26 protein-coding genes and 2 pseudogenes are annotated in these 24,795 nt (G+C 50.4%); 7 read left to right on the top strand and 21 right to left on the bottom strand.

All coding sequences use genetic code 11. The features are described 5' to 3' along the window. Positions 1 to 2: 2 nt before the first annotated feature. The 11 genes from uspG to citC form a co-directional block, all read right to left on the bottom strand. Entirely contained in the window at positions 3 to 431 is a 429-nt protein-coding gene (gene uspG / locus C3D30_RS05395) for a universal stress protein UspG (protein ID WP_010352343.1), read from the bottom strand. 123 nt (positions 432 to 554) lie between these two features. Continuing rightward, the gene (gene yldA / locus C3D30_RS20770) at positions 555 to 644 is read right to left on the bottom strand and encodes a small membrane protein YldA (protein ID WP_016231624.1); all 90 of its coding nucleotides are present in this window, start codon (positions 642 to 644) and stop codon (positions 555 to 557) included. Between the two features lie 142 nt (positions 645 to 786). Further along, complete coding sequence (rnk, locus tag C3D30_RS05400) at positions 787 to 1,197, bottom strand: nucleoside diphosphate kinase regulator (RefSeq protein WP_000089726.1); 411 nt, start codon at positions 1,195 to 1,197, stop codon at positions 787 to 789. A 229-nt stretch (positions 1,198 to 1,426) separates the two neighbouring features. After that, positions 1,427 to 2,233 carry a ribonuclease I gene (gene rna, locus C3D30_RS05405; protein ID WP_010355769.1) on the bottom strand — a complete coding sequence of 269 codons (807 nt, stop codon included), beginning with the start codon at positions 2,231 to 2,233 and terminating at the stop codon, positions 1,427 to 1,429. A 113-nt stretch (positions 2,234 to 2,346) separates the two neighbouring features. After that, positions 2,347 to 3,810: a citrate/succinate antiporter CitT gene (gene citT, locus C3D30_RS05410; RefSeq protein WP_000050310.1), complete on the bottom strand. Its 1,464-nt coding sequence runs from the start codon at positions 3,808 to 3,810 to the stop codon at positions 2,347 to 2,349. 50 nt (positions 3,811 to 3,860) lie between these two features. Beyond that, the gene (gene citG / locus C3D30_RS05415) at positions 3,861 to 4,739 is read right to left on the bottom strand and encodes a triphosphoribosyl-dephospho-CoA synthase CitG (protein ID WP_000062486.1); all 879 of its coding nucleotides are present in this window, start codon (positions 4,737 to 4,739) and stop codon (positions 3,861 to 3,863) included. Then, positions 4,714 to 5,265, bottom strand: a complete 552-nt coding sequence (citX, locus tag C3D30_RS05420; protein ID WP_000550395.1) for a citrate lyase holo-[acyl-carrier protein] synthase — start codon at positions 5,263 to 5,265, stop codon at positions 4,714 to 4,716. Before citX ends, citG begins: the two co-directional genes overlap by 26 nt. Positions 5,266 to 5,268: 3 nt before the next feature. Further along, positions 5,269 to 6,801, bottom strand: a complete 1,533-nt coding sequence (gene citF, locus C3D30_RS05425) for a citrate lyase subunit alpha (RefSeq protein ID WP_000192252.1) — start codon at positions 6,799 to 6,801, stop codon at positions 5,269 to 5,271. Between the two features lie 10 nt (positions 6,802 to 6,811). Beyond that, complete coding sequence (gene citE, locus C3D30_RS05430) at positions 6,812 to 7,720, bottom strand: citrate (pro-3S)-lyase subunit beta (protein ID WP_000622357.1); 909 nt, start codon at positions 7,718 to 7,720, stop codon at positions 6,812 to 6,814. Continuing rightward, positions 7,717 to 8,013, bottom strand: a complete 297-nt coding sequence (gene citD, locus C3D30_RS05435) for a citrate lyase acyl carrier protein (protein ID WP_000700703.1) — start codon at positions 8,011 to 8,013, stop codon at positions 7,717 to 7,719. Before citD ends, citE begins: the two co-directional genes overlap by 4 nt. Before the next feature lie 14 nt (positions 8,014 to 8,027). Next, positions 8,028 to 9,086, bottom strand: a complete 1,059-nt coding sequence (gene citC / locus C3D30_RS05440; RefSeq protein WP_000467677.1) for a [citrate (pro-3S)-lyase] ligase — start codon at positions 9,084 to 9,086, stop codon at positions 8,028 to 8,030. A gap of 378 nt (positions 9,087 to 9,464) precedes the next feature. On the opposite strand from citC, the gene dpiB reads away from it, so the two are divergent. Further along, positions 9,465 to 11,123, top strand: a complete 1,659-nt coding sequence (dpiB, locus tag C3D30_RS05445) for a sensor histidine kinase DpiB (RefSeq protein ID WP_016235164.1) — start codon at positions 9,465 to 9,467, stop codon at positions 11,121 to 11,123. Beyond that, on the top strand, positions 11,092 to 11,772 hold the full coding sequence (gene dpiA / locus C3D30_RS05450; protein ID WP_000126492.1) for a two-component response regulator DpiA: 681 nt from the start codon (positions 11,092 to 11,094) through the stop codon (positions 11,770 to 11,772). Before dpiB ends, dpiA begins: the two co-directional genes overlap by 32 nt. A gap of 38 nt (positions 11,773 to 11,810) precedes the next feature. On the opposite strand, the gene dcuC is transcribed toward dpiA, so the two are convergent. Then, positions 11,811 to 13,196, bottom strand: a complete 1,386-nt coding sequence (gene dcuC, locus C3D30_RS05455; protein ID WP_000955045.1) for an anaerobic C4-dicarboxylate transporter DcuC — start codon at positions 13,194 to 13,196, stop codon at positions 11,811 to 11,813. A 687-nt stretch (positions 13,197 to 13,883) separates the two neighbouring features. On the opposite strand from dcuC, the pseudogene pagP (C3D30_RS20810) reads away from it, so the two are divergent. The 3 genes and pseudogenes from pagP (C3D30_RS20810) to cspE form a co-directional block, all read left to right on the top strand. Then, positions 13,884 to 14,014, top strand: a pseudogene (gene pagP / locus C3D30_RS20810) (lipid IV(A) palmitoyltransferase PagP); the annotation flags it as partial. Positions 14,015 to 14,038: 24 nt separating this feature from the next. Beyond that, positions 14,039 to 14,203 (top strand): annotated as a pseudogene (gene pagP, locus C3D30_RS20815) (lipid IV(A) palmitoyltransferase PagP); the annotation flags it as partial. 174 nt (positions 14,204 to 14,377) lie between these two features. After that, positions 14,378 to 14,587 (top strand): transcription antiterminator/RNA stability regulator CspE, encoded by a 210-nt coding sequence (gene cspE / locus C3D30_RS05465; RefSeq protein WP_000034825.1) that lies wholly within the window; start codon positions 14,378 to 14,380, stop codon positions 14,585 to 14,587. Between the two features lie 53 nt (positions 14,588 to 14,640). Here cspE and crcB read toward each other — a convergent pair whose 3' ends face one another. Further along, on the bottom strand, positions 14,641 to 15,024 hold the full coding sequence (gene crcB, locus C3D30_RS05470) for a fluoride efflux transporter CrcB (protein WP_000939738.1): 384 nt from the start codon (positions 15,022 to 15,024) through the stop codon (positions 14,641 to 14,643). 92 nt (positions 15,025 to 15,116) lie between these two features. On the opposite strand from crcB, the gene C3D30_RS05475 reads away from it, so the two are divergent. Beyond that, positions 15,117 to 15,905, top strand: coding sequence for a deaminated glutathione amidase (locus tag C3D30_RS05475; protein WP_010351627.1), 789 nt, complete (start codon positions 15,117 to 15,119; stop codon positions 15,903 to 15,905). A 128-nt stretch (positions 15,906 to 16,033) separates the two neighbouring features. Next, a complete protein-coding gene (gene tatE / locus C3D30_RS05480; protein ID WP_000503931.1) occupies positions 16,034 to 16,237 on the top strand; it encodes a twin-arginine translocase subunit TatE in 204 nt (67 codons plus the stop codon). Positions 16,238 to 16,336: 99 nt separating this feature from the next. Here the strand turns inward: tatE and lipA are convergent, their stop codons facing one another. The 8 genes from lipA to rlmH form a co-directional block, all read right to left on the bottom strand. After that, positions 16,337 to 17,302 carry a lipoyl synthase gene (lipA, locus tag C3D30_RS05485; RefSeq protein WP_000042625.1) on the bottom strand — a complete coding sequence of 322 codons (966 nt, stop codon included), beginning with the start codon at positions 17,300 to 17,302 and terminating at the stop codon, positions 16,337 to 16,339. Between the two features lie 411 nt (positions 17,303 to 17,713). Beyond that, positions 17,714 to 18,355 (bottom strand): lipoyl(octanoyl) transferase LipB, encoded by a 642-nt coding sequence (lipB, locus tag C3D30_RS05495; protein WP_105284729.1) that lies wholly within the window; start codon positions 18,353 to 18,355, stop codon positions 17,714 to 17,716. Between the two features lie 101 nt (positions 18,356 to 18,456). Further along, a complete protein-coding gene (ybeD, locus tag C3D30_RS05500; RefSeq protein ID WP_000850550.1) occupies positions 18,457 to 18,720 on the bottom strand; it encodes a DUF493 family protein YbeD in 264 nt (87 codons plus the stop codon). 108 nt (positions 18,721 to 18,828) lie between these two features. Beyond that, entirely contained in the window at positions 18,829 to 20,040 is a 1,212-nt protein-coding gene (gene dacA, locus C3D30_RS05505; protein WP_105286573.1) for a D-alanyl-D-alanine carboxypeptidase DacA, read from the bottom strand. A 139-nt stretch (positions 20,041 to 20,179) separates the two neighbouring features. Next, on the bottom strand, positions 20,180 to 21,268 hold the full coding sequence (gene rlpA / locus C3D30_RS05510; RefSeq protein ID WP_001231395.1) for an endolytic peptidoglycan transglycosylase RlpA: 1,089 nt from the start codon (positions 21,266 to 21,268) through the stop codon (positions 20,180 to 20,182). 10 nt (positions 21,269 to 21,278) lie between these two features. Continuing rightward, entirely contained in the window at positions 21,279 to 22,391 is a 1,113-nt protein-coding gene (gene mrdB / locus C3D30_RS05515) for a peptidoglycan glycosyltransferase MrdB (RefSeq protein ID WP_000131717.1), read from the bottom strand. A gap of 2 nt (positions 22,392 to 22,393) precedes the next feature. Beyond that, positions 22,394 to 24,295, bottom strand: a complete 1,902-nt coding sequence (gene mrdA / locus C3D30_RS05520) for a peptidoglycan DD-transpeptidase MrdA (protein ID WP_000776182.1) — start codon at positions 24,293 to 24,295, stop codon at positions 22,394 to 22,396. 30 nt (positions 24,296 to 24,325) lie between these two features. Beyond that, entirely contained in the window at positions 24,326 to 24,793 is a 468-nt protein-coding gene (gene rlmH, locus C3D30_RS05525) for a 23S rRNA (pseudouridine(1915)-N(3))-methyltransferase RlmH (RefSeq protein WP_000776104.1), read from the bottom strand. Between the last annotated feature and the right edge of the window lie 2 nt (positions 24,794 to 24,795).

Below are 24,795 nucleotides of genomic sequence, written 5' to 3' on the forward strand. Positions count from 1 at the left end.
TGTTAACGAACGACTAATACAGGCAGATTAGCATGGCGGATCACGCTGGAAGCGTTAGAACCTAACAGATGGGTTGAAATTGATGGATTACGCGAACCGATAACCACTACATCTGCATTCAGTTCTTTGGCTAACTCGTTCACCTCATCCCGCACGCTACCAAAGCGGACATGTGGTTTGATACGGGAGGGATCAATATTGAAATGACCAACCATTGTCTGTAGGCGTTCTTCCGCCTCATGTTGCAAATGCTCTTCGAAACGACGCACATCGGCAGCAAAACGGTGCAGACTAAGGCTTGCGGCGCCAGGTAATACATGGAGTAAATGAATTACACCATCATCCTGGGCGAGAAATTCAGCATGACGAACGGCTTTGTCGCTTAATTCCATTTCAAATACGTCTACCGGCATAATGATTGTTTTGTACATAAGCATTCTCTCCTTGCTGTTGCATGAATACATAACATCACATTATTGATTGCAGTTCTGTGATTTGCGACGTTGATTTTATATCTATTAAATATTGATTGGTAAAATATATTCACATAAACACTACCAGTGTTGCTCAAGGTATAGCACCGCGACAACGAGTATTGCCGCGATGAAAATATAAAGCACTGTAATACCAAGAGCTTCACTCATAATGGAGTCCGCAGGTTGATAACTTGTTCAGATTAGAACGTAGCGGGGAAGAGCAAAATGATAAGTCTGGTTGATATTTGAACAGAAAGAGGATGCGGATGCATCCTCTGGGCAAAGCGAGTAAACGCTTGTGCAGATGGGATTAAAGCAGGTAGTCGCCAGCGGCTTCAGGCTGGTATTCGAGTTCCAGCACTTCAAGGTGGGTTGCGGTGCCGCCCGGAAGTTCCCAGTGAATGGTATCGCCAACGCGAAGTCCCAGCAGTGCGGCACCCACCGGAGCCATCACGGAAAGCTGAGTATTGCTGTCGGTCATTTTGGCCGGATACACCAGCGTGCGCACACGCACTTCGCCATCGCTAAGATTGCGGAATTTAACCCGGCTGTTCATCGTCACCACGTCGTGTGGTATCTCTTCAGGCGAACACATTTGGGCGCGATCCAACTCTGCGTTTAACGCGTCGGCGATTGGCAAACCGGCATAGGCGGGTTGCTCCAGCAGAATATCGATGCGTTCGGCATCCAGGTCGTTAATGATGATAGTTGGTCTGGACATTTTTACTCCATGTCGTCGGTACTGCGAGTGTCGCAGATAAACATACCCAAAAGAAAACCCTCACCGTCAGGCGGCGAGGGTTTAACTCATATGATGATACTGACTGTTGCTCACTCTTTGAAGTGATATACGTCACATTCAGGTAATTCCTCAATGCAGCGCATTATGTATATATATTAATCATCATGTTTTACGTAAAACGCGCTACGACGTTTTACAGATTTGATTATTAATAACCCGCTTTATCAATCACAAAGGCTTTGCCACAGTTGCCAGGGTGTGGTTGTGGTAAGAATGAGTTTGCTGAGAGCGGTGCGTTGATGGCGTCAGCTTTTATCGAAATCTGGATTTCAGTCAAATACGCCGGGTTACCCTGGCACGTTAACTTGACCGCTTTGACGTTCTCTTTCCCCCAACTTTTGGCAAAGGCGGCGTCAAAGTCACTGCGGCTCACGGTTTTTCCGTAGTTATCCGCGAGGAATTTTCCGGCTGCGCTCTCTTTAATTTCTTGATTCAGACGCACCATCGTGCCGAAATAAGCATCCGGGTCAAAACCAAAACAGGCACCATGTTTCGCGTATTCGTAACGTTCCAGACAAGAGCGTCCGCCAGCCCCCGGCATAACTTCACTCAGTTTAGCTGCGGTTTCCAGCGATAACCCGGTTTCCGGTGAGGAACACATCCGGCTGGCGCGAGCTTCCGGCAAGTTCGGGATTGGACGAGTGGCGCAGCCGAAGCGCATCCAGCGGCGTTCATCAACGCCACGCGCTGCAACTGATTTTGGCAACCCCGGCCACAGACCATGAACGGTCAGAAAATCGGCTTTGTTGGTCGTTTCGGTTTGCAGGCGACATTCATCCCGTTCGTTACGATTTCGATCGTGCTGGCTCTGGCAAAATCCTGTTTGCCAGGAGAGAGCCAGGACATAGCGGTCAAAATCGCCATACTGTTTTGCCTGCAACGCAGCGGCGTTGACAGAAGATAAGGGGAGCAGAGAAGCCGCCAGTAAAGCGGCGTTACGCCAGAATGCTTTCATAATGGGTGTGGGACTCATACATACACTGAATACTATCTATTAAATCATAAAAAAGCCCGCCAGGTGGGGTTACCTGGCGGGCGTGATGATTTATTCAGCGTTTGACGAACGTATTAGTTCCACATGGCGAGAATCGGCCAGCCTACCAGAAGCAGCATGGCAATATAAATCACCCCGAAGATAGCGCCAAGACGCCAGTAATCTTTCGATTTCACATAGCCGCAGCCGTAAATAATAACCCCTGGACCGGTTGCATATGGCGTCAGGCAGCCCATGATACCGATAGACAGAACCAGCAGGATACACAGTTGTTCCATCGGTACGCCCGGAATACCTTTACCGACGGCCAGAATGACCGGCAGCATGGTTGCGGTATGCGCAGAGAGGCTGGCAAACAGGTAGTGTGCAAAGTAGAAGACCAGAACCAGTACAATCACTGTGGCGTTTGGTGAGAAGCCTTCCAGGTGAGTACTCATGGTGCTGGCGAACCAGTCGATAAAGCCAGAACGGGTCAGGCCATTAGCCATAACAACCAGTGTTGCCAGGTTGACCAGCGTGTTCCATGCGCTGTTATAGCGGGTAATGTCTTTCCACGGCACAACGTGCAGCGCCAGCATCAGCGAAACCGCCAGCAGGCCAACTGCAGTGGCGTTAATGACTTCACTACCAAATACCCACAAACCTAAGCTGAGCAGAACAAGACCAATCAGCGTCCACTCTCTGCGTGTCAGCGCACCCATGGTTTTTAGTTCATCACCCGCCCAGGTTGCCACTTCTTCACTGTGTGTGATTTCCGGTTTGTACAGCACGTAGGAAAGCCACGGCGCAATGATAAGTAAGATAACCCCAACTGGCAGGAAGCAGAGGAACCACTGCAACCAGCTAATCTGGATACCGGCAATTTTGCTGACGAACTCCAGACCCAGCACGTTTGGTGCTGCACCGGTGACAAACATGGAGGAACTCAGACTGGTACTGATGACCATCATCCACATTAAATAACCGCCAATGCGACGTGCAGACGGATCGTTCGGGAATGATTTAAACAGCGGCGGCAGGTTTTTAATGACCGGGAAAACCGTACCCCCGGTACGTGCGGTGTTAGACGGTGTAAACGGAGCCAGCAGAATGTCGATAATGACAATTGCATAACCCAACGTCAGCGTGCGTTTACCCATGAATTTTACCAGGAAAAGGGCAATACGACGGCCTAATCCGGAAACTTCATACCCTAATGCAAAGATAAATGCGCCAAATACCAGCCAGACAGTGGTACTGGAAAAACCAGCCAGTCCCCATTTCAGCGCCTGTTTTTGGGCATTAAAAGCGGGGTCAGCTAATTCTTTGGCGTCAAAGAGCAGGTAATTACTGCCAATAACGCAAATAGTCACTGCAATAAAACTGATCGCTGTTGCCGGAATTGGCTCGAGGATCATGCCGACAATCATTGCCACAAACACGGCGAAGTAATGCCATGCCTGCGGCGGCATACCGTCGGGTACAGGGATAAGAAACATGACGCCCATCACCACCAGTGGGGCCAATAATTTCCATATCTTATCTTTTGCTAAAGACATACGGGTTCTCCGAAAATTAATATTTCCAAATTTATCAAGTGCTTAAATTTTTAAATCTGTGCTAAAAACCAGGTAAGAATCAGCAGGTCGGCGCTGCCGCCTGGACTGAGATTTCGTTCGATACACTCCCTGTCGAACTGCCGGAGATAATCGAGATCGGCGGGGGTTCGGATGCCCCCTTTTTGCAATAATGTTTGCGCCTCGCGCTGTAGCCAGCGCAGGCCCCCTTCGCCACCGCGCGATGCGACGTTGGTATCGCCGTTAATCGCCATCAGTAGGAGCAAGGTATCGAGCAATGCCAGTTCAGGATCCAGCCCCTGATCCAGCAGAGTGAGGTAATGCGGGAGGGCGCGGTTGATAACCAGCGGGTAGCCCGCTTCGGCTTCACCGCGCGCACCGGTAAGGCCAAGTTGCTGATATAACCGTTGGCCTGCCGTCAGTTGTGGATTATTGGTGCGCAGTTCGCGATCGGTCAGACCACGGCAAAAACTGGCTGCCGTCGCACAAACGGTTTTGGGCGTTACCGGCTGGTTGAGCTGAAGCAAACGACCAATTGCCGCACACATCAGCCCTAAAGAAAAAATACTGCCTTTATGGGTGTTTACACCTGCGGTAGCGCGGAACATATCGCCTTCGCAGGCCATACCAATTGGGCGTAATCCGCTGAGTACCGATTCTGGTGCCATTTCTGCACTACAGGCACCAAATTCAATGAAACGTGGTAACCAGCCCTGAATCGCCAGCGCGCTACGGTGGAAATCCTCCAGCGACATATCTTTGTGCGCACCGCAGTTAATGCGATCCACGAGACCGGGTTTCGGTGACAGATTGACTTCAGTCAGCATGGCGCGCCAGCCCAGAAGGGCATAGTCATTGATTAATGACGTCGCAAGCTTTGTGGTTTTAGTTGACGTTGCAGGCATCGACATCGTTCAGCAGCGCCTCCATACGGTTGAGTAAATCGGTCAGTTGATGCGTTTTTCCACGCGCACAAACAGCCGCACTTTGCTCGCATAACAGGCAGCGGCGAGGCGGCAGCGAATAATCGCGGCGGGAGAGAATTTCGCCTTCGGGCGTCAGGACATCGATATCCCACAAACGCCCGAGAGCATGACTATGCTCAAGCTCAATGGTTGCGAGCTTGAGGTCGCGAGCCGGTGCGGCAATGCTCAACATGCCCTCCGGCCCGCTGGCGGAAACCAGTGCAGCCTGCTCCTGAATTTGCCAGCCCTGTTTTGCGGCTAAAGCACGCAGGGCAGTCACGCCATGATTAAAAATCCGGCGTGTGACCTCGCTGTCTTTAACCGGCCCAGGCGCAACCACGGTAAAGGAGACCAGTGGAACAGGATGGCGCTTGAGCCAGGCGTGTTGCCGTGCTTGCCTTTCATCCCGGCTTATAAGCAACTCGGGAATCGAAACCGCATGGTGGCTGGCGAGTTCAGGGAGCAGGTGCATGGCTTATTCCTTCACCTGATGTACAACATCAATCACCGAGCCATCGCGGTAACGCACGACGGCAACGACGCGGTCGGTGAATTCAATCGGCTGTGGTTCACCGGTCAGCAGACGCGCGCGTTCGCGCAGCCACTCAATGGAAACCACTTTAATGCCCGCCTCCTGCAGACGCTCTGCCAGTTCAGGACGTGCCGGGTTAACTGCGATACCGTGGTCGGTAACCAGGATATCGACGCTGGAGCCAGGGGTGATGCAGGTCAGCACGTTATCCACCAGGGTCGGAATACGACCGCGCACCAGCGGTGCGACGATGATGGAAAGGGCGGATGCAATCGCAGTATCGCAGTGACCGCCGGAAGCGCCACGCAGTACGCCGTCAGAGCCAGTCAGCACGTTGACGTTGAACTGGGTATCAATTTCCAACGCGCTCAGTACCACCACGTCGAGACGATCAACCGATGCGCCTTTCGAACCCCAGTTGGCGTACTGGTTGGCGCTGATTTCGATGTGATTCGGGTTACGAGCCAGCGATTGCGCAGCGTGGCTGTCAAAGCTCTGCACATCCAGCAGTTTGCGGATCAGCCCTTTTTCATGCAGATCAACCATCGTTGCAGTAATACCGCCGAGGGCGAAGTCGGCGCGAATATCGCGGCTACGCATTTTGTCTTCCAGGAAACGGGTGACTGCCAGCGAAGCGCCGCCGGTGCCGGTCTGCATGGAAAAACCTTCTTTGAAGTAGCCGGAGTTGACAATCACATCCGCTGCGCTGCGGGCAATCAGCAGTTCGCGCGGGTTAGTGGTCATACGGGTCGCGCCTGCGCCGATTTTTGCGGCATCACCAACGCGATCGACTTTGACGATCAGATCGACCTGATCCTGTTCAATACTGGCCGGGTTATGCGGATAAGGCAGCAGTTCTTCGGTGAGCATCACGACTTGTTTTGCGTTGTCGGCATCGACCATCGCATAGCCGAGAGAACCGCAGCAGGCTTTACCGGTGTAGCCGTTGGCATTACCAAATTCGTCGCAGGACGGGACGCCGAGGAAAGCCACGTCGATATTCAGTTCACCGCTCTGTACCAGATGCACACGACCACCGTGAGAGTGGATTTGTACCGGTTCAGCCAGCAGACCACGGGAAATTTCTTCCGCCAGTGGGCCGCGCAGACCAGAGGTATAAATGCGGGTTACTACGCCCTGACGAATATGTTCTACCAGCGGCGCATGGCAGTCGCTCAAAGAGCTGGACGCCAGTGTCAGGTTTTTAAAGCCCATCTTCGCGATGACGTCCATCACCATATTGACGGTCAGGTCACCGCCACGGAAAGCGTGGTGGAAGGAGACGGTCATGCCGTCCTTTAAACCAGAACGACGAATAGCGTCTTCCAGGTTGGCGCACAGTTTGCGATCGCGCGCTTTTTCAGCCTGGTAGGTTTGCTTTGGCGAGTTCTGGAAAGCGGCAAGATCGCATTCAGCGCGACGATTCCAGGTCGCTACCCGTTCTTGTCGTTGAGATTGTTCAATTTTCTGCGTCATTTTGATTGCCTTATTCTTCGCGGATGCCGGAAAGTTCTGCGCGGGAGAGCACCAGACGGGCACGATCGATAACCGGACCGTCAACCATCTTGCCGTTCAGGGAAACCACGCCGAGGCCTTCGCGAGCGGCGGCTTCAGCGGCTTCTACGACGCGGCGTGCGTGATCCACTTCTTTCTGGGTTGGTGCGTAGAGGTTGTGCAGAAGATCAATCTGACGCGGGTTGATCAGCGATTTGCCATCAAAGCCCAGCTGTTTGATATGTGCAGCTTCTTGCAGGAATCCGGCTTCATTGTTAGCGTCGGAATAGACCGTATCGAATGCCTGGATACCGGCAGAGCGCGCGGCCTGCAAAATGGAGCAGCGAGCGAACAGCAGTTCCGTACCTTCCGGTGAGCGTTCTGTACGCAGGTTGCGCACGTAGTCTTCCGCACCCAGTGCGATACCGATTAAACGTTCAGATGCGTGAGCGATTTCTACCGCACGGGTAATACCCAGCGGAGATTCAATTGCCGCCAGCAAACCGGTGCTGCCCGGTTCACGTCCACAGGCTTTTTCAATACGCAGGATCTCTTTTTCGATATCCAGCACATCCTGAGCGGTGTCAGTTTTCGGCAGACGCACAACGTCTGCGCCACCACGAACGACGGCTTCCAGGTCGTTAACGCCCCATTCGGAATCCAGTGCGTTTACACGCACAATGGTTTCAATGTCGCGATACAGAGGATGTTGCAGTGCGTGGTAAACCATGCGGCGAGCGGTGTCTTTTTCACGCAGCGCCACGGAGTCTTCGAGGTCAAACATCAGGGCATCTGCCGGGTAGATGAAAGAGTTGCTGACCATCGCGGCATTAGCGCCAGGCACAAACAACATGCTGCGGCGGGTGCGGGTTTTACGTTGTTGCAGCGAAGCGGAAATCATTGGCAATCCTCCCATGGCAGAGCCGGGATACCGCTGGCGCGCGCCAGCAGGGCTTCCAGTCGTGCACGTAAAATGCAGTCCAGTGCGCCTTTGTCATCGACATTCAGCTGTACGCCGCGCACGTTATAGCGGGCGAGAACGTCCAGAATGGTGGTGCGAATCGCATCGCCAAACTGTTTCTCAACGCTGCTGTTGATTTGCAGGTCGATATCCTGCGTATCGAGCGGGGCGATGCGTATCATCACATCCCCAGACTCAAGGGTGCCTGCAACGGCGGGCTGGTTTATTTTCATTTTTCACCTGTTTCTCATGCGGGGGTCTTTTGACGAGCTGCCGCGTCCTGGCGGGAGTGTTCAAGCAGATTCTGCAAGTAATGCAGCGTGGCTGCCGGAACCAGCGGCGCGATAGCCGTGAGATCGTTTTTCACCAGCAGTTGGCGTACCCGGGAAGCGGATATCGGCATCTCCTGGTAACGCAGCCGCTCAATTTCAACCAGTTCAATGGGCGGTGCGGAGATAGTCGGTGTTTCCAGCCAGTAGCGCATATCCTGGTTGTACTGGGCGGTCACGCGGCAATAAGGTTCAGTACCAACAAAGCGATGGGTAACGCCCAGTGCGGGAGCGAGGTACTGACGGAAAATCTTCAGATCAATTTCGGTGTAACAATGGTTAATGACGCTCTGTTCTTTAATGAAGTAGCAGGGGAACGTGGCGCGGGAGATGATGTATTCGGAGCCGCGATGCACGGTCAGGCGCGGAATATCGGCGGTGCCTTTCAATACCAGATCCAGCCGGTCTTCATAGGGAAAGCGCGAAGAATCTTCTTTGACTAAAAACAGATGCAGGCAGTCACACTGTGCCGCTGCCTGTTGAATCAGATAACGGTGACCGTTAGTAAAGGGATTGGCGTTCATCACAATGCAGCCAATTTTGTTCCCTTCATGACGAAATTTTTTTAGTGACTCGGCATAGCGTTTCAGACGTGTGGCACTGTTTTCCATCAACACCATCACGCCAGGTACGCTGGTCAGCGTGTAAAAACCGCACTGGCGGAACAGCGCCTCGTATTCGGTTTTGGTATAAATAAACAGATGCGTGCTGTGTCGTTCATAGGCGAGGTTTATCAGTTCAGTGGCTAATGTCAGCGCCAGTCCTTCACCGCGAACAGATTCGCTGATAGCGACGCACTTAATAATATTTCCGGCGATTCCACCGCAAGCGATAAGCTTTTCATTGCGAGTTACGGTAATAAATACTTCGACTGTTGTGTCAACGCTCAAATCATTGTCATGCAGAAATTGGGCAATTTCTGCCATTTTTTTATTTTCTGAACGTTTTACCCGGGTGAAAATATCATTGCCGAACATAATAAGTCATATCCTGAAGGTATGTGTTGTTATCAATTTGCAATGAATGTTATTCAGTGTTGCAAACTGATAACCTTTTATTTTCAGTTGGGAGAAAGGGCAGCGAGCGAGGTATATCTGTTTCTCCTTTTGCCATACATCCTAAGGAGTATTGCGGCGTGAAATTTTGATTTATTTCACATAGAGTTAGTGGTTTTTTATTTATTTAATGGTTTTAAGTTTTTTAATTAATGTAATTGCGAATTAGTGCGTGGTTTTAAGTTATTTAATTGATTTAATGAATGAATTTTGCCACGATTATATTTGATTTTTATATATCGAGATTCAACATTTTAATTACATTCACCAAAAGACAGGGTTTACCCCGCAAGGAAAACAATGTTGCAGTTTAATGAGAATAAACAGTTTGCTTTTTTCGAACGACTGGCATTTCCGTTGCGTATCTTCCTGCTGATTCTGGTGTTCTCAATATTTGTCATCGCAGCACTGGCACAATATTTCACGGCCAGTTTTGAGGACTATTTAACGCTTCATGTGCGCGATATGGCAATGAATCAGGCGAAAATTATTGCCTCCAATGACAGCATCATCACGGCAGTTAAAACGCGTAATTACAAACGGCTGGCGACCATCGCCAATAAATTGCAAAGAGATACTGATTTCGACTACGTGGTGATAGGTGACCGCAACTCGATCCGTCTTTACCATCCTAATCCCGAGAAAATTGGTTATCCCATGCAGTTCACCAAACCCGGCGCGCTGGAGAAAGGGGAGAGCTACTTCATCACCGGGAAAGGGTCAATTGGTATGGCGATGCGTGCCAAAACACCAATCTTTGATGATGATGGCAAAGTCATCGGCGTGGTGTCGGTGGGTTACCTTGTCAGTAAAATCGATAGCTGGCGCGCCGAATTTTTATTACCAATGGCCGGCGTATTTGTCGTGCTGCTGGGTATTCTGATGCTGTTGTCGTGGTTCTTAGCCGCACATATCCGCCGCCAGATGATGGGGATGGAACCGAAGCAAATTGCGCGCGTTGTTCGTCAGCAGGAGGCGCTGTTTAGTTCGGTTTATGAAGGGCTGATTGCAGTAGACCCGCACGGTGACATAACCGCCATCAACCGTAACGCAAGAAAAATGCTGGGACTGAGTTCCCCGGGGCGGCAGTGGCTGGGCAGACCCATTGCAGAAGTGGTCAGACCCGCCGATTTCTTCACCGAGCAGATTGATGAAAAACGCCAGGATGTGGTGACAAATTTTAACGGCCTGAGCGTCATTGCTAATCGGGAGGCTATTCGTTCTGGTGATGATTTGCTGGGGGCAATTATCAGCTTTCGTAGTAAAGACGAAATTTCCACCCTTAACGCACAACTGACGCAAATTAAACAATACGTTGAAAGCCTGCGCACATTGCGTCATGAACATCTCAATTGGATGTCTACGCTCAATGGTCTGTTGCAGATGAAAGAGTATGATCGCGTGCTGGCGATGGTTCAGGGGGAGTCTCAGGCTCAGCAACAGCTTATTGACAGCCTGCGCGAAGCCTTTGCCGATCGCCAGGTGGCGGGGCTGTTGTTTGGTAAAGTACAGCGCGCCCGCGAACTGGGGCTAAAAATGACAATCGTCCCCGGTAGCCAGCTTTCTCAACTGCCGCCAGGGCTGGACAGCACTGAGTTTGCGGCGATTGTGGGCAACTTACTCGATAACGCCTTCGAAGCCAGTTTGCGCAGCGATGAAGGGAATAAGATCGTCGAATTATATTTGAGTGATGAAGGCGCTGATGTGGTGATTGAAGTCGCCGATCAGGGTTGCGGCGTCCCAGAGGCTCTGCGCGACAAAATATTTGAGCAGGGCGTCAGTACGCGTGCTGATGAACCCGGTGAGCATGGCATTGGGTTGTATCTTATTGCCAGCTATGTAACGCGCTGCGGTGGAGTTATCACTCTTGAAGAGAATGACCCCTGCGGTACTTTATTTTCAATCTATATTCCGAAAGTGAAACCTAATGACAGCTCCATTAACTCTATTGATCGTTGAGGACGAAACGCCGCTGGCAGAGATGCATGCGGAATATATTCGTCACATTCCCGGATTCAGTCAGATATTGCTGGCGGGAAACCTGGCGCAGGCCCGAATGATGATCGAGCGTTTTAAGCCGGGGCTTATCTTGCTGGATAACTATCTCCCTGACGGTAGGGGAATTAATTTACTGCATGAACTGGTGCAGGCGCATTATCCTGGTGACGTGGTGTTTACTACTGCTGCCAGCGATATGGAAACGGTGTCTGAAGCAGTACGCTGTGGTGTGTTTGATTATCTGATAAAACCAATTGCTTATGAGCGTCTGGGACAGACGTTGACCCGTTTTCGCCAGCGTAAACATATGCTGGAAAGCATTGATAGTGCCAGTCAGAAGCAAATTGATGAGATGTTTAACGCTTATGCGCGTGGCGAACCGAAGGACGATCTTCCGACTGGTATTGATGCGTTGACACTTAACGCAGTGCGGAAACTTTTCAAAGAGCCAGGTGTGCAACATACGGCGGAGACGGTAGCGCAGGCATTGACCATCAGTCGCACTACCGCCAGACGTTATCTTGAATATTGCGCCAGCCGCCATCTTATTATTGCTGAAATTGTTCACGGCAAAGTTGGCAGGCCGCAGCGCATTTACCACAGTGGCTGAAGAGAGTGCCGGAGGAAGCACGCCTCCGGCAAGGAGAATTACTTACCTGTAACTGCGGCGGCTGTACCGGGTACAATCAACTCTGTAGCCACGATGACAATCACCAGCCCAACAAGCACCGGCACCGAGGTGCGTTTAACCACTTCAAAAGGTGAAATTTTTGCCATCCCGGCAACCGCAACCACCACGCCAGAGACAGGCGAAATCGTACGACCCAGGTTTGACGCCTGTAGCATTGGAATAGTCAGGTATGCCGGGTTAATACCAGAAGAGTGCGCCAGTTTCGGGATCATCTCAACGAATGCATAGAATGGCGCATTGCCGGAACCCGTAGTCACCGCCGCCAGCATCGTCAGGATAACCAGCACCAGCATGAGGATAATGCTCGCTGAACCAAACGAGGTAGCGATTGAGATCAGGCTTTGGATAAAGCCAATGGTGCTAAGACCCTGAGCAAAAACCCCTGCCGCAACTAATAGCATTACCACGTTAGCGAAGGCATCAGCCATGCCGCGATAAGCCACTTCGAGGCCAGAAAAGACTTTTTGAGTATTAAAGCTGCGAATAAATTCCAGAACGGAGGCAATCAGCATACATATCACCAGAATGGTGATGATGTGTAATTGCGGACCCCATTTGCCGTCAAAAAATAGCACGCCAATGATCGGTGTGAACGGCAGAATGGCGTAAAACGCGGGAGCGGTGGTAGTGATTTCGCTGACATCTAACATTTCATGAGAGATGTGCTCTTTTTTATCCAGATAACGCTGCCAGAAAAAATGGGCAATCGCCATGCCGATAATTGCGGCAATTGAGATAGGCAGCGTCGTTTTGAAGGCGAAGTCAATTAACGGCATTTCGGAAGCCTGCGCCGCCAGCACCACATCACCGGAAGTTGGTGCGAGAATAATCGCCGCCGGTGAGGCGCAAATGGCAGCTGCCGCGCCGCGACTAATACCCACGTTCACCATGACCGGGAACAACGTTGCCATCAGTAAAACGCCCAGGCCCGTTGCGGAGGAAACTGCCAGTGACATCAGGCAGGCAACAAAATAGGCGGCAATCATCAGCAGGTAAGGGGAATTTATGTACTGCAGCGGTTTTGACGCCAGCTTGACGACCATATCATTTGCGCCGATATGGGTCATATAAGCGGCAAAACCACACAGCATCATAATCATCATGCCAAGATCGCCACCGCGACTCATCAGCAATATTTTAATGTATTCAACGATATCCGTGGCACTGTAGCCCGTTGAAGTCTGGCTGGCAGGTAAAACTTTGTGCCCCATAATGGCACTGATAATCAGCAATAACAGACCACCTGCAAATAATACCCCGGTGGCGGAATACCCTTTAATGATGTAGCGAGCTACACCCACAATAACCATAACTCCAATAAGGAGCTCAATGAATGTCAGCATAATTTTTCCTGTTCCAGACTCCAAGATAAATAATAACAAATTCCTAAGGCTAAAGAGAAAATATGCCGAATAAATGGGTGTCGAATGCTGATTAAAATCAAGAAAAGCTACCATTAAGACATTGGTGTTTTTGTTTTTTATACCTGAATAACAAAATGCATTTTTATGACCGGTATTTATTAATATGATTATGTGTGCTAATTGATAAGTAATTGATGCGGTTTTGTTAATTGTTTTGGTGGAGGATTGTTTTTTACGTAGAAAATGATTTTCTTTATACGCGTGCTGGTAGTGTAATGGATATTGGCTTGCTGGGTTATTATTGCATGTGGTTAAAAAATAAGATTTTTTGTTGTCAGTTTCGAAACGTGTCGGGACGAAATTTTTTGATTAAGCGGCTATATGAAAGAAAAATACCGATTAAGTCTCCGGAATAACTTGATGATATTTTCTTTTATAACGCTATTAAATATTAAGTTTGTTCTTTAGGTTGGAGTAATTAAGGTTTGCTTATTTTAGTTTAGCAATGCTGATAGTGGATTTCTGATAAATATTTTATGGTCACTAATGGGCGCAAGTAAATGTATTGCCGTAATTCCTCTTGTTTTTATTGCGCTAATCCGTGTTGACGAAGTTTCTGCTGGCACGGAGCTATGGATTACCATATTTATATAGAGTCTCGGTAAAACCTGGCAGCAGCCAGAACATTATGAATTGTATATTCCCGCCATCACCCGGCATTCACTTTTCGCTTACGACAAAGAAAAAACGATCGCTATAACGAAAAATCGTGGGGTAGCGGTTTGGCTCAGTTGCGTTGAGATGAGAAAGGTAACGGGTACGGTTTGTACGTAACGGCGCGTGCTAATGGGAATGACATACCTGTCCCGGTGTTACTGCCATTGGTTTCTGTAGGCTATGGGCTGGCTACTTTTCAGATGACCTGTATTCCTGGCACCTGCGACAATGGCAATGTTTACTTTGCCTGGATGCGGTTTCAGTTTTAGACAAGTTATGTTTTTGCAAAACCCTTAAAAATCATAGTGTAAGGCAAGTATCACCAAAAATAACGCGACTTTTATCACTTTTTAGCAAAGTTGCACTGGACAAAGCGTACCACAATTGGTGTACTGGTAACCGACACAGCATTTGTGTCTATTTTTCATGTAAAGGTAATTTTGATGTCTAAGATTAAAGGTAACGTTAAGTGGTTTAATGAGTCCAAAGGATTCGGTTTCATTACTCCGGAAGACGGCAGCAAAGATGTGTTCGTACACTTCTCTGCAATCCAGACTAATGGTTTTAAAACTCTTGCTGAAGGTCAGCGCGTAGAGTTCGAAATCACTAACGGTGCCAAAGGCCCTTCTGCTGCAAACGTAATCGCTCTGTAAGATACGTCAGCAAGAATTCAAAACCCGCTTAATCAGCGGGTTTTTTTTGGTCTTTAGTGTGCAGTTGATGCTGAAAACAACCAGAAAGCCAGTGCTGTCATGGCAAAAGAACCTAACAGGTTTACGAAGACGTTCAGTAATGCCCAGCCAAAACGCCCTTCCTGCAATAAAAACACCACTTCTGCTGAAAATGTTGAGAAGGTTGTCAACCCGCCACAAAATCCGGTGGTGATTAACACTTTCCACACTGGATCAATGTTCGTCATCCGACTGAACCAGGCAAATCCCATACCTATGATGAATGCGCCGATCAGGTTTGCTGCCAGTGTTCCCAAAGGAATCGCCTGATGCAGCGGGTTAAATCGCATACTTAACAGCCATCTCGCCACGCTTCCCGTACCACCGCCAATAAAAACTGCTAAAAGGAGTTGTAACACTGCAAAATCCTGCTATTTGATTTGTATGAGTGATAAGTGTAACGCCGAATAATCGTCGTTGGCGAATTTTACGACTCTAACAGGAGGTGGTAATGCTGGTTGCCGCAGGACAGTTTGCTGTTACATCCGTGTGGGAAAAGAACGCTGAAATTTGCGCCTCGTTGATGGCGCAGGCGGCGGAAAACGACGTCTCGTTGTTTGTTCTGCCGGAAGCCTTGCTGGCGCGAGACGATCATGATCCGGATCTATCTGTTAAATCAGCGCAGCTGCTGGAAGGCCAATTTATCGGGCGTTTATTGCGGGAAAGTAAACGTAACATGATGACGACAATTCTGACGATTCATGTTCCCTCTGCGCCGGGGCGCGCATGGAATATGCTGGTGGCTCTTCAGGCGGGAAAAATTGTCGCTCGTTATGCCAAACTGCATCTTTATGATGCGTTCTCCATTCAGGAGTCGCGTCATGTTGATGCGGGTAATGAAATAGCCCCGTTACTGGAGGTCGAAGGCATGAAAGTTGGGCTGATGACCTGCTATGACTTACGCTTTCCGGAGCTGGCGTTGGCACAGGCCATACAGGGAGCAGAAATCCTGGTCCTTCCGGCAGCCTGGGTTCGCGGACCGCTCAAAGAGCATCACTGGTCAACGTTGCTTGCCGCTCGTGCTCTGGATACCACCTGTTATATGGTGGCGGCAGGGGAGTGCGGGAACAAAAATATCGGGCAAAGCCGGATTATAGATCCCTTTGGCGTCACTATTGCGGCGGCGGCAGAAATGCCGGCCTTAATCATGGCGGAAGTGACACCTGAACGCGTGCGTCAGGTACGTGCACAACTCCCCGTCTTAAACAACCGACGGTTTGCGCCACCGCAATTATTATGATGTTTTTTTATTCGGCGCTTGATTCACCTTGTTACAGATTGCTATTGTGTGCGCGCGTCGAATGACCGTTAATATTCTCTGGTTTTTAAGGCGCGTTCTGTTGCCGGTTTTATGTCAAGAAGGTATCTATGGGTGAGATTAGTATTACCAAACTGCTGGTAGTTGCGGCACTGGTCGTTCTGCTGTTTGGGACTAAGAAGTTACGTACGCTGGGCGGAGACCTTGGAGCGGCTATCAAAGGATTCAAGAAAGCGATGAATGATGACGATGCTGCGGCGAAGAAAGGCGCAGACGTTGATCTTCAGGCTGAAAAGCTCTCTCATAAAGAGTGACGTGGCGAGCAGGACGCTCCCTCAATATCTTGTTCGATAAAAAAAACCCGCTTCAGATAGCGGGTTTTTATCAGACAGATGTAAGTAATTATTACAGGATTACTTAACTTCCATCCCTTTCGCCTGCAAATCGGCGTGGTAGGAAGAACGGACAAACGGGCCACATGCAGCATGGGTAAAGCCCATCGCCAGTGCCTCGGCTTTCATTTCGTCGAACTCATCCGGGCTAACGTAACGTTGAACCGGCAGGTGATGACGGCTTGGCTGCAAATATTGCCCCAGCGTTAACATGGTCACACCATGACGACGCAGATCGCGCATCACTTCAATAATTTCTTCATTGGTTTCGCCCAGACCCACCATTAAACCAGATTTGGTCGGGATTTCCGGATGAGCTTCTTTAAAGCGTTCTAATAGTTTCAGCGACCAGTTGTAATCCGCGCCCGGACGTACCTGACGGTAAATACGTGGCACGTTTTCCAGGTTGTGGTTGAACACGTCTGGCGGCGTGGCGGTCAGAATATCCAGCGCGCGATCCATACGACCACGGAAATCCGGCACCAGAGTTTCAATTTTGATTTCCGGGCTTTTTTCCCGAATGGCTGTAATGCAATCCGCAAAGTGCTGGGCACCGCCATCGCGCAGGTCATCACGGTCAACGGAGGTGATAACCACATAACGCAGCGCCATATCAGCAATGGTCTGTGCCAGTTTCACCGGCTCATTGGCATCCGGAGCTACCGGGCGACCGTGGGCAACGTCACAGAACGGACAACGGCGGGTACAAATAGCGCCGAGGATCATAAACGTTGCTGTACCGTGGTTGAAGCATTCTGCCAGGTTAGGGCAGGAGGCTTCCTCGCAGACAGAATGCAGGCCATTTTTGCGCATTGCGGCTTTGATGCCCTGGATACGTGTAGAGTCTGCTGGAAGCTTGATTTTCATCCATTCCGGCTTGCGCAGCAGGGCTTCGCGCTCTGTTGCCACGTTTTTAACCGGGATAAGGGCCATCTTATCGGCATCGCGGTATTTAACACCGCGTTCCATCACAATGGGTTTACTCATAGCGTGCGTGTTCCAGTTGCGAATTACGAAGGAAAGCGTTCAACTCAATAGATTGTTGTAATTATCAACTATTTTTGAATTAACGACTGGCAGTATATCATTGAAACGGTCCAGAAAGCAGCCAAAGCGGTCGTGAAAATGTAAAATTGTTGTTGGTTTGTGCCATTTTGTCGTTTATCTCTGTGATCTGGCTGTAACAATAATTTTTTCAAATGGCGTTATCGGTAACACCAATCATTCATGAAGTCTGGGGCACGCCGGATGAATTTGTTGTAATAGGCAGCAAAATCCATTTGCTCCTCATTTAATGCTGAAAAGAGCTATCTCTCCAGAGGCCAGCAACGGTTAAAGAGGACATAAATGTGGGCATGAGTAATGACCCAGTGCAAGTTGGGTCATTTATGAGCGTCGTTAAGCAGGTATATATTCTACGGCAGGATTATTAAGCAGTGCTAAAATATTTCTCAGCAACCGTGGTGCAACATTATCGGTTGTCGCATCAGGTCTCCATTGCGATATTTTATCCATTTCCATTCCCGCATAACCACAAGGGTTAATGCGTAAAAATGGCGAAAGATCCATATTGACGTTTAATGCCAGGCCGTGGAATGAACAACCACGACGAATACGTAAGCCGAGCGAGCAAATTTTCTTTTCCCCGACATAGACACCCGGAGCATCGGCACGAGGATGTGCATCAATATCCAGTTCAGCCAGGGTATTCACTACCGTTTGTTCGAGTAAGGTCACCAGCTCACGCACACCCAGTTTGCGGCGTTTAAGATTAAACAGAACGTACATTACCTGCTGACCTGGGCCGTGATAAGTCACCTGACCGCCACGGTCGCTCTGGATCACCGGAATATCGCCCGGCATTAAGATATGCTCCGCTTTTCCTGCTTGTCCCTGAGTGAATACCGGATAGTGCTCGACCAGCCAGATCTCATCAAGGGTATTTTCATCGCGGGTATCGGTGAATTCATGCATAGCCTGGGAAATTGGCTCGTAAGGCTGAAGACCGAGCTGGCGGACAAGAATTTTATCCTGATACAAAACGGCATCTCCGTGGAGAATGAGTAAAAGTGGAGAAAAAGTATATCACAGAGGAGGGAGGGGAGTTACCCGACCAGGAGGCCGGGTAATGGTAAAGCGAGTTACAGAACCATGCGGACAATATCGATTTTGCCCAGTTCTTCATACAGTGTTTCAACCTGCTCGATATGAGTGGCGTTGATAGTGATAGATACCGAGTGGTAGTTGCCTTTGCTGCTTGGTTTTACCGTTGGGGTGTAGTCACCTGGCGCATGGCGCTGTACCACTTCAACCACCTGATCAACCAGCTCAGGTAACGCCTGCCCCATTACTTTGTAGGTAAAAGGAGTAGGGAATTCAAGCAGTTCGTTAAGTTTGGTTTTCATGTCAGCTCCGGCGTAACGTAATTAAATAGCAACTCCCGCCAGAGGGCGGGAGTTTTTACTGATGCTTAGTATATGGGGGCGGAAATTACACTTTCAAGTGTTCAATTTTCAACCAAACCAGTGATGAAACATTAATTTAATGTAATCAATGATTTTTCCGAAGAAGTTACCTTCCGGGATTTCCTGCAACACCACCAGCGGACGTTGCTCAATGGTTTTGCCGTCAAGCTGGAAGTTAATAGTACCAACGACCTGATTCTTTTGCAGCGGCGCATGAAGCTCACTGTTGTTCAGCACGTAGCTGGCTTTCAGGTCTTTCATGCGGCCACGTGGAATGGTCAGGTAAACGTCTTTATCAACACCTAACGAAGCACGGTCAGAATCACCAAACCATACTGGTTCAGAGGCGAACTCTTTGCCTACTTTCAGCGGGTTAACGGTTTCGAAGAAACGGAAGCCCCAGGTCAGCAGTTTTTTACTTTCAGCTTCACGGCCTTTGAAAGTACGTCCGCCCATGACTGCGGAGATCAGACGCATCTGACCCTCTGTCGCGGAAGCAACAAGGTTGTAACCTGCCTTGTCAGTATGGCCGGTTTTGATACCGTCGACATTCAGGCTGTTATCCCACAGCAGGCCGTTACGGTTGAGCTGACGAATGCCGTTAAAGGTGAACTCTTTCTCTTTATAGATAGAGTATTCATTTGGCACGTCACGAATCAGCGCCTGGCCGATCAGCGCCATATCACGTGCAGAGCTGTACTGGCCGTCAGCGTCGAGACCGTGCACGGTCTGGAAGTGGGTATTTTTCAGACCCAGCGCGTTAACGTAGCTGTTCATCAGGCCAACAAAAGCATCCTGACTACCGGCGGCAAAGTCTGCCATAGCAACACAAGCATCGTTACCGGATTGCAGGTTAATACCACGGATAAGCTGTGAAACCGGTACTTGCATACCAGGTTTGAGGAACATCAGCGAAGAACCTTTAAACACCGGGTTACCGGTAGCCCAGGCGTCATTACCGATGGTCACTAAATCAGTTTCTTTAAATTTACCCGCTTTCATTGCCTGGCCGATAACGTAGCTGGTCATCATTTTGGTCAGACTGGCAGGATCGCGGCGGACATCTGCATTTTGCTCGGCGAGAACTTTGCCGGAGTTATAGTCGATCAGGATGTAGGACTCCGCGTCGATCTGCGGTACACCCGGGATCATAGTTTTGATATTCAGGTCATCGGCATGTGCAGCAGAGATAAAGGCTGTGCAAAGAGCCGTGGTGAGCGCCAGGCGCTTCATGATACGAGCGGAAGAAATGGTATTCATGGTCTGAACTACGACATCCGTGATGGAATTAAAAAAAGTGCCCTACTATAGCAAATGCACTACCGGCAGGCATCTGACTTTCCGCGTGACTTTGTTAACGTCATTTACAGAAATTGACACTTCAGTTGCCTGCTTTACGCTACTGCGCGGTGGTAATAAATGACTGTAATTGGGCTTCGGTTTGTAAACGTTGCTGCAAGGTACTGGCTTCGGCTTTGCTGGCAAATGGGCCAAGCTGGATCCGCCAGACTGCGCCGTTTTGGGTCACACGACCGGGAACGCCGAACTTCTGTCCTAACTGCTGTTGATACTGTTGAGCGCGCGCCTGATCGCTAACAGCACCGACTTGCACCATAAAGTTACCGCTGACATTTTGCGAAGCTGCTTGCGGTGTCACCATTGCTGGTGTTGTTGCAGGCGTTGAAGCCGGAGCTGTGACCACTGGCTGCGGTGCCGGCGTCGGTTCGCTGCCCTCCAGTACACCAGGTGCTAAGGTGGTTGGTGCGCCGAGAAAACCGCTGCTGGTTACCGGCGCGCCGGTCGGATCTTCGCTTTTTAGCGTCGCATTACTGACCGGAAGAATGTCACCCTGCGGGCCAGACCCTGAGCTTGTTCCCGCGCCGCCGCTTAAGTCGGGTGGTGCGGGCAGGGCATAAGTCTGTTTGGCGACAGTAGTACAAGCCATACCTGGGCCAGAAAGTGAACCATCCTGGGCGACGATAATCGGGTCGATGCGAACTTTGGTGTTGTTCGAGGTGTTAAGACGGTCGGCTGCCGCGCGCGAAAGTGAAATTACGCGGTCGTTGCCGTAGGGACCACGATCGTTAATGCGCACCACAATCATCCGACCGTTAGCCAGGTTAGTGATTCGCGCGTAGCTGGGGATCGGCAGCGTCGGGTGTGCCGCTGTTAGCTGCATCGGATCGAATGCTTCACCTGAGGCCGTCAGATTGCTGCCCGGTTCGGCATCATAAATAGCAGCCAGGCCAGCCTGACTAAAGCGTGATGGATCCTGCACGATTTTGTAGCTTTTGCCATCGCGCTGGTAATCCTGATTCGCTGTCGCGTTCAGTGGTTCGAAACGCGGTTCTGCCCCGCCAATCTCAACTATTGGGCCGTTACATACCGCAGGCTGCGGTACACTTACCGTCTGTTGCTGACCATCATCGCTTGTACATGCCGCGAGCATTCCTGCCGCGATGCAGATCCCGAGCCACTGCTTACGCATTGCGCACCTCTTACACGCTTTTCGACAACATTTTCCTGTGGGTGTGGATTGACATCACAATCCCGAACCCAGCCATCAGCACTATAAGCGCCGATCCTCCATAACTGACCAGTGGGAGCGGAACCCCTACAACCGGCAGAATACCGCTTACCATACCAATATTTACGAAGACATAAACGAATAATATCAGCATTAAACCGCCAGCCATGACGCGACCAAAGGTGGTTTGTGCTCTGGCGGCTATCCACAGTCCGCGCATGATCAGCAGAATATAGAGAGCGAGCAGAATCAAAATACCCACTAATCCCAGCTCTTCTGCCAGTACCGCGAAGATAAAGTCGGTATGGCGTTCGGGCAGAAATTCAAGCTGTGACTGAGTACCGTGCAGCCAGCCTTTGCCGCGTAATCCGCCGGAGCCAATAGCTATTTTAGACTGAATAATGTGATAACCCGCGCCAAGAGGGTCTGATTCTGGGTCGAGGAGCATCATTACGCGCTGGCGTTGGTAATCATGCATCAGGAAGAACCACAGAATCGGAATGAACGCGGCTACCAGCACCACTGCAACGCCGATCAGGCGCCAGCTAAGGCCAGAGAGGAACAGTACGAACAGACCGGAAAGCGCAACGAGAATTGATGTCCCCAGGTCAGGCTGCGCTGCGACCAGCAGCGTGGGCATAAATATCAGCACCAGCGCGATGGCGGTATTTTTTAACGACGGCGGACAAACATCGCGGTTGATAAAGCGCGCCACCATCAGCGGTACGGCTATTTTGGCAATTTCCGAAGGCTGAAAACGGACGATACCGAGATCCAGCCAGCGTTGAGCACCTTTAGAGATGGCACCAAAGGCATCTACCGCCACCAGCAAAATAATACAGATGATATAGAGATAGGGCGCCCAGCCTTCATAAACGCGCGGAGGGATTTGCGCCATTACGACCATAATGACCAGACCCATTGCGATCTGACCGATTTTACGCTCCATCATGCCGATATCCTGGCCGCTGGCACTCCAGATTACCAGAGCACTGTAGACCAGCAATGCCAGTAAAATCAGCAGCATCGTCGGATCAAGATGGACTTTATCCCAGAATGTTTTTTTATTCGGATTATCCGTCATGATTAATGGTCCTCCGCTGCGGTAACCGCTGGGTTTTCCGCAGGCAGATCGGTGTTGTTATCGCCCAGCATAATGTGGTCGAGGATCTGGCGCATCAGCGTACCGACCGCCGGGCCCGCGCCGCCGTTCTCCAGAATCATGGCGACAGCCACTTGCGGATTGTTATACGGCGCAAAGGCAGTCATCAATTTGTGGTCACGCAGACGCTCAGCAATTTTGTGCGCATTATAGGTTTCGTTCGCTTTCAGACCGAAGACCTGAGCTGTACCCGATTTCGCCGCAATTTTGTACGGTGCGCTGGCAAAATATTTATGTGCCGTACCGTTAGGGCGGTTAGCAACCCCGTACATACCGTCTTTCGCCAGCTCCCAGTAACCGGAGTGAATATCGCCGACTGGCGGTTCATGCGGTTGTACCCATGGCACCTGTTTGCCGTCTTCGGCGGTACTCATCAGCAAATGCGGAACCTTCACGACACCGTCATTAATCAGGATCATCAGTGCCTTACTCATCTGGATTGGGGTTGCTGTCCAGTAACCCTGACCGATACCGACCGGAATGGTGTCACCCTGATACCACGGTTTTTTAAAGCGTTTTTGTTTCCATTCGCGGGTAGGCATGTTGCCGGAACGTTCTTCTGCAAGATCGATACCGGTGTAATGGCCATAACCGAATTTACCCATCCATTCGGAAAGGCGATCGATCCCCATATCGTAGGCCACCTGGTAGAAGAAGGTGTCTGCAGATTCTTCCAGCGATCTTGTGACATTCAGGCGACCATGGCCCCATTTTTTCCAGTCACGGTAACGTTTTTCCGAACCAGGCAGCTGCCACCAGCCTGGGTCAAACAGCGTAGTATTGCGAGTGATCACCCCCGCACTTAATGCTGAAACCGCCACATAAGGTTTAACCGTAGACGCCGGTGGATAAACCCCTTGCGTGGCTCGGTTCACCAGCGGTGTGTTCGGGTCGTTCAGCAATGCGGAATAATCTTTGCTGGAGATACCGTCAACAAACAAGTTTGGGTCATAGCTTGGCGTGGAAACCAGCGCCAGCACACCGCCCGTGCGCGGATCGGTGACTACTACAGCCGCGCGGCTGCCTGCCAGCAGTGTTTCAATATACTGCTGGAGTTTGAGATCTATCGTCAGGTAAATATCGTGTCCGGCTTGCGGCGGTACTTCTTTTAACTGGCGGATGACGCGACCACGGTTGTTAACTTCAACCTCTTCATAACCGGTTTGACCGTGCAGCACATCTTCATAGTAACGCTCAATTCCCAGCTTACCGATATCATGCGTTGCCGCATAGTTGGCTAGTTTGCCGTCATTATTCAGGCGTTCGACGTCTTTATCGTTGATTTTCGACACATAGCCGATGACGTGAGTCAACGCTGAACCGTAGGGATAGTAACGGCGTTTATAGCCTTTAACTTCCACCCCGGGAAAACGGTACTGATTGACGGCAAAGCGCGCCACCTGTACTTCGGTCAGGTTAGTTTTCACTGGAATCGAGGTGAAACGGTGTGAACGTGCGCGCTCTTTTCTGAATGCAGCGATATCATCATCGGTCAGATCGACGACGCTGCGCAGGGCATCCAGCGTTTGCTGCACGTTATCGACTTTCTCCGGCATCATCTCTATCTGATAGATAGTGCGGTTGAGTGCCAGAGGGATGCCGTTACGGTCGTAGATAATGCCGCGACTGGGGGCGATAGGCACCAGCTTGATGCGGTTTTCATTAGAACGGGTCTGATAATCGGTAAAACGAACAATTTGCAGATTATACAGGTTGGCGATAAGCACGCCGGTCAGCAGCAAAATTCCCAAAAAGGCGACCAGCGCCCGGCGCACAAACAGTGCGGACTCTGCCGTATAGTCGCGAAAAGAGTTCTGTAGTTTCATCCGCTGCGTTTTCTACTCAAAGCTTTCTTATCACTCACGATGATAAGGATGGTTGGTGGTAATGCTCCACGCCCGGTACAGACTCTCTGCGACCAGTACGCGAACCAGCGGATGGGGGAGGGTCAGCGCGGAAAGCGACCAGCTTTGTTCTGCCGCTGCTTTACAGGCAGGTGATAACCCTTCAGGCCCGCCAATAAGCAGGCTGACGTCGCGGCCATCAAGCTTCCATCGTTCCAGTTCAGCGGCTAACTGCGGTGTGTCCCAGGGCTTGCCTGGAATGTCGAGGGTGACAATGCGGTTTTTGCCTGCGGCTGCCAGCATCTGCTCACCCTCTTTGTCGAGTATGCGCTTGATGTCCGCGTTCTTGCCGCGTTTTCCAGCCGGAATTTCAATCAGCTCAAAAGGCATATCTTTCGGAAAACGACGCAGGTACTCAGTAAAACCGGTTTGTACCCAGTCCGGCATTTTCGTTCCCACGGCCACAAGTTGCAGCTTCACAC

Source organism: Escherichia sp. MOD1-EC5433 (assembly GCF_002966005.1).
Taxonomy (GTDB): Bacteria; Pseudomonadota; Gammaproteobacteria; order Enterobacterales; family Enterobacteriaceae; genus Escherichia; species Escherichia ruysiae.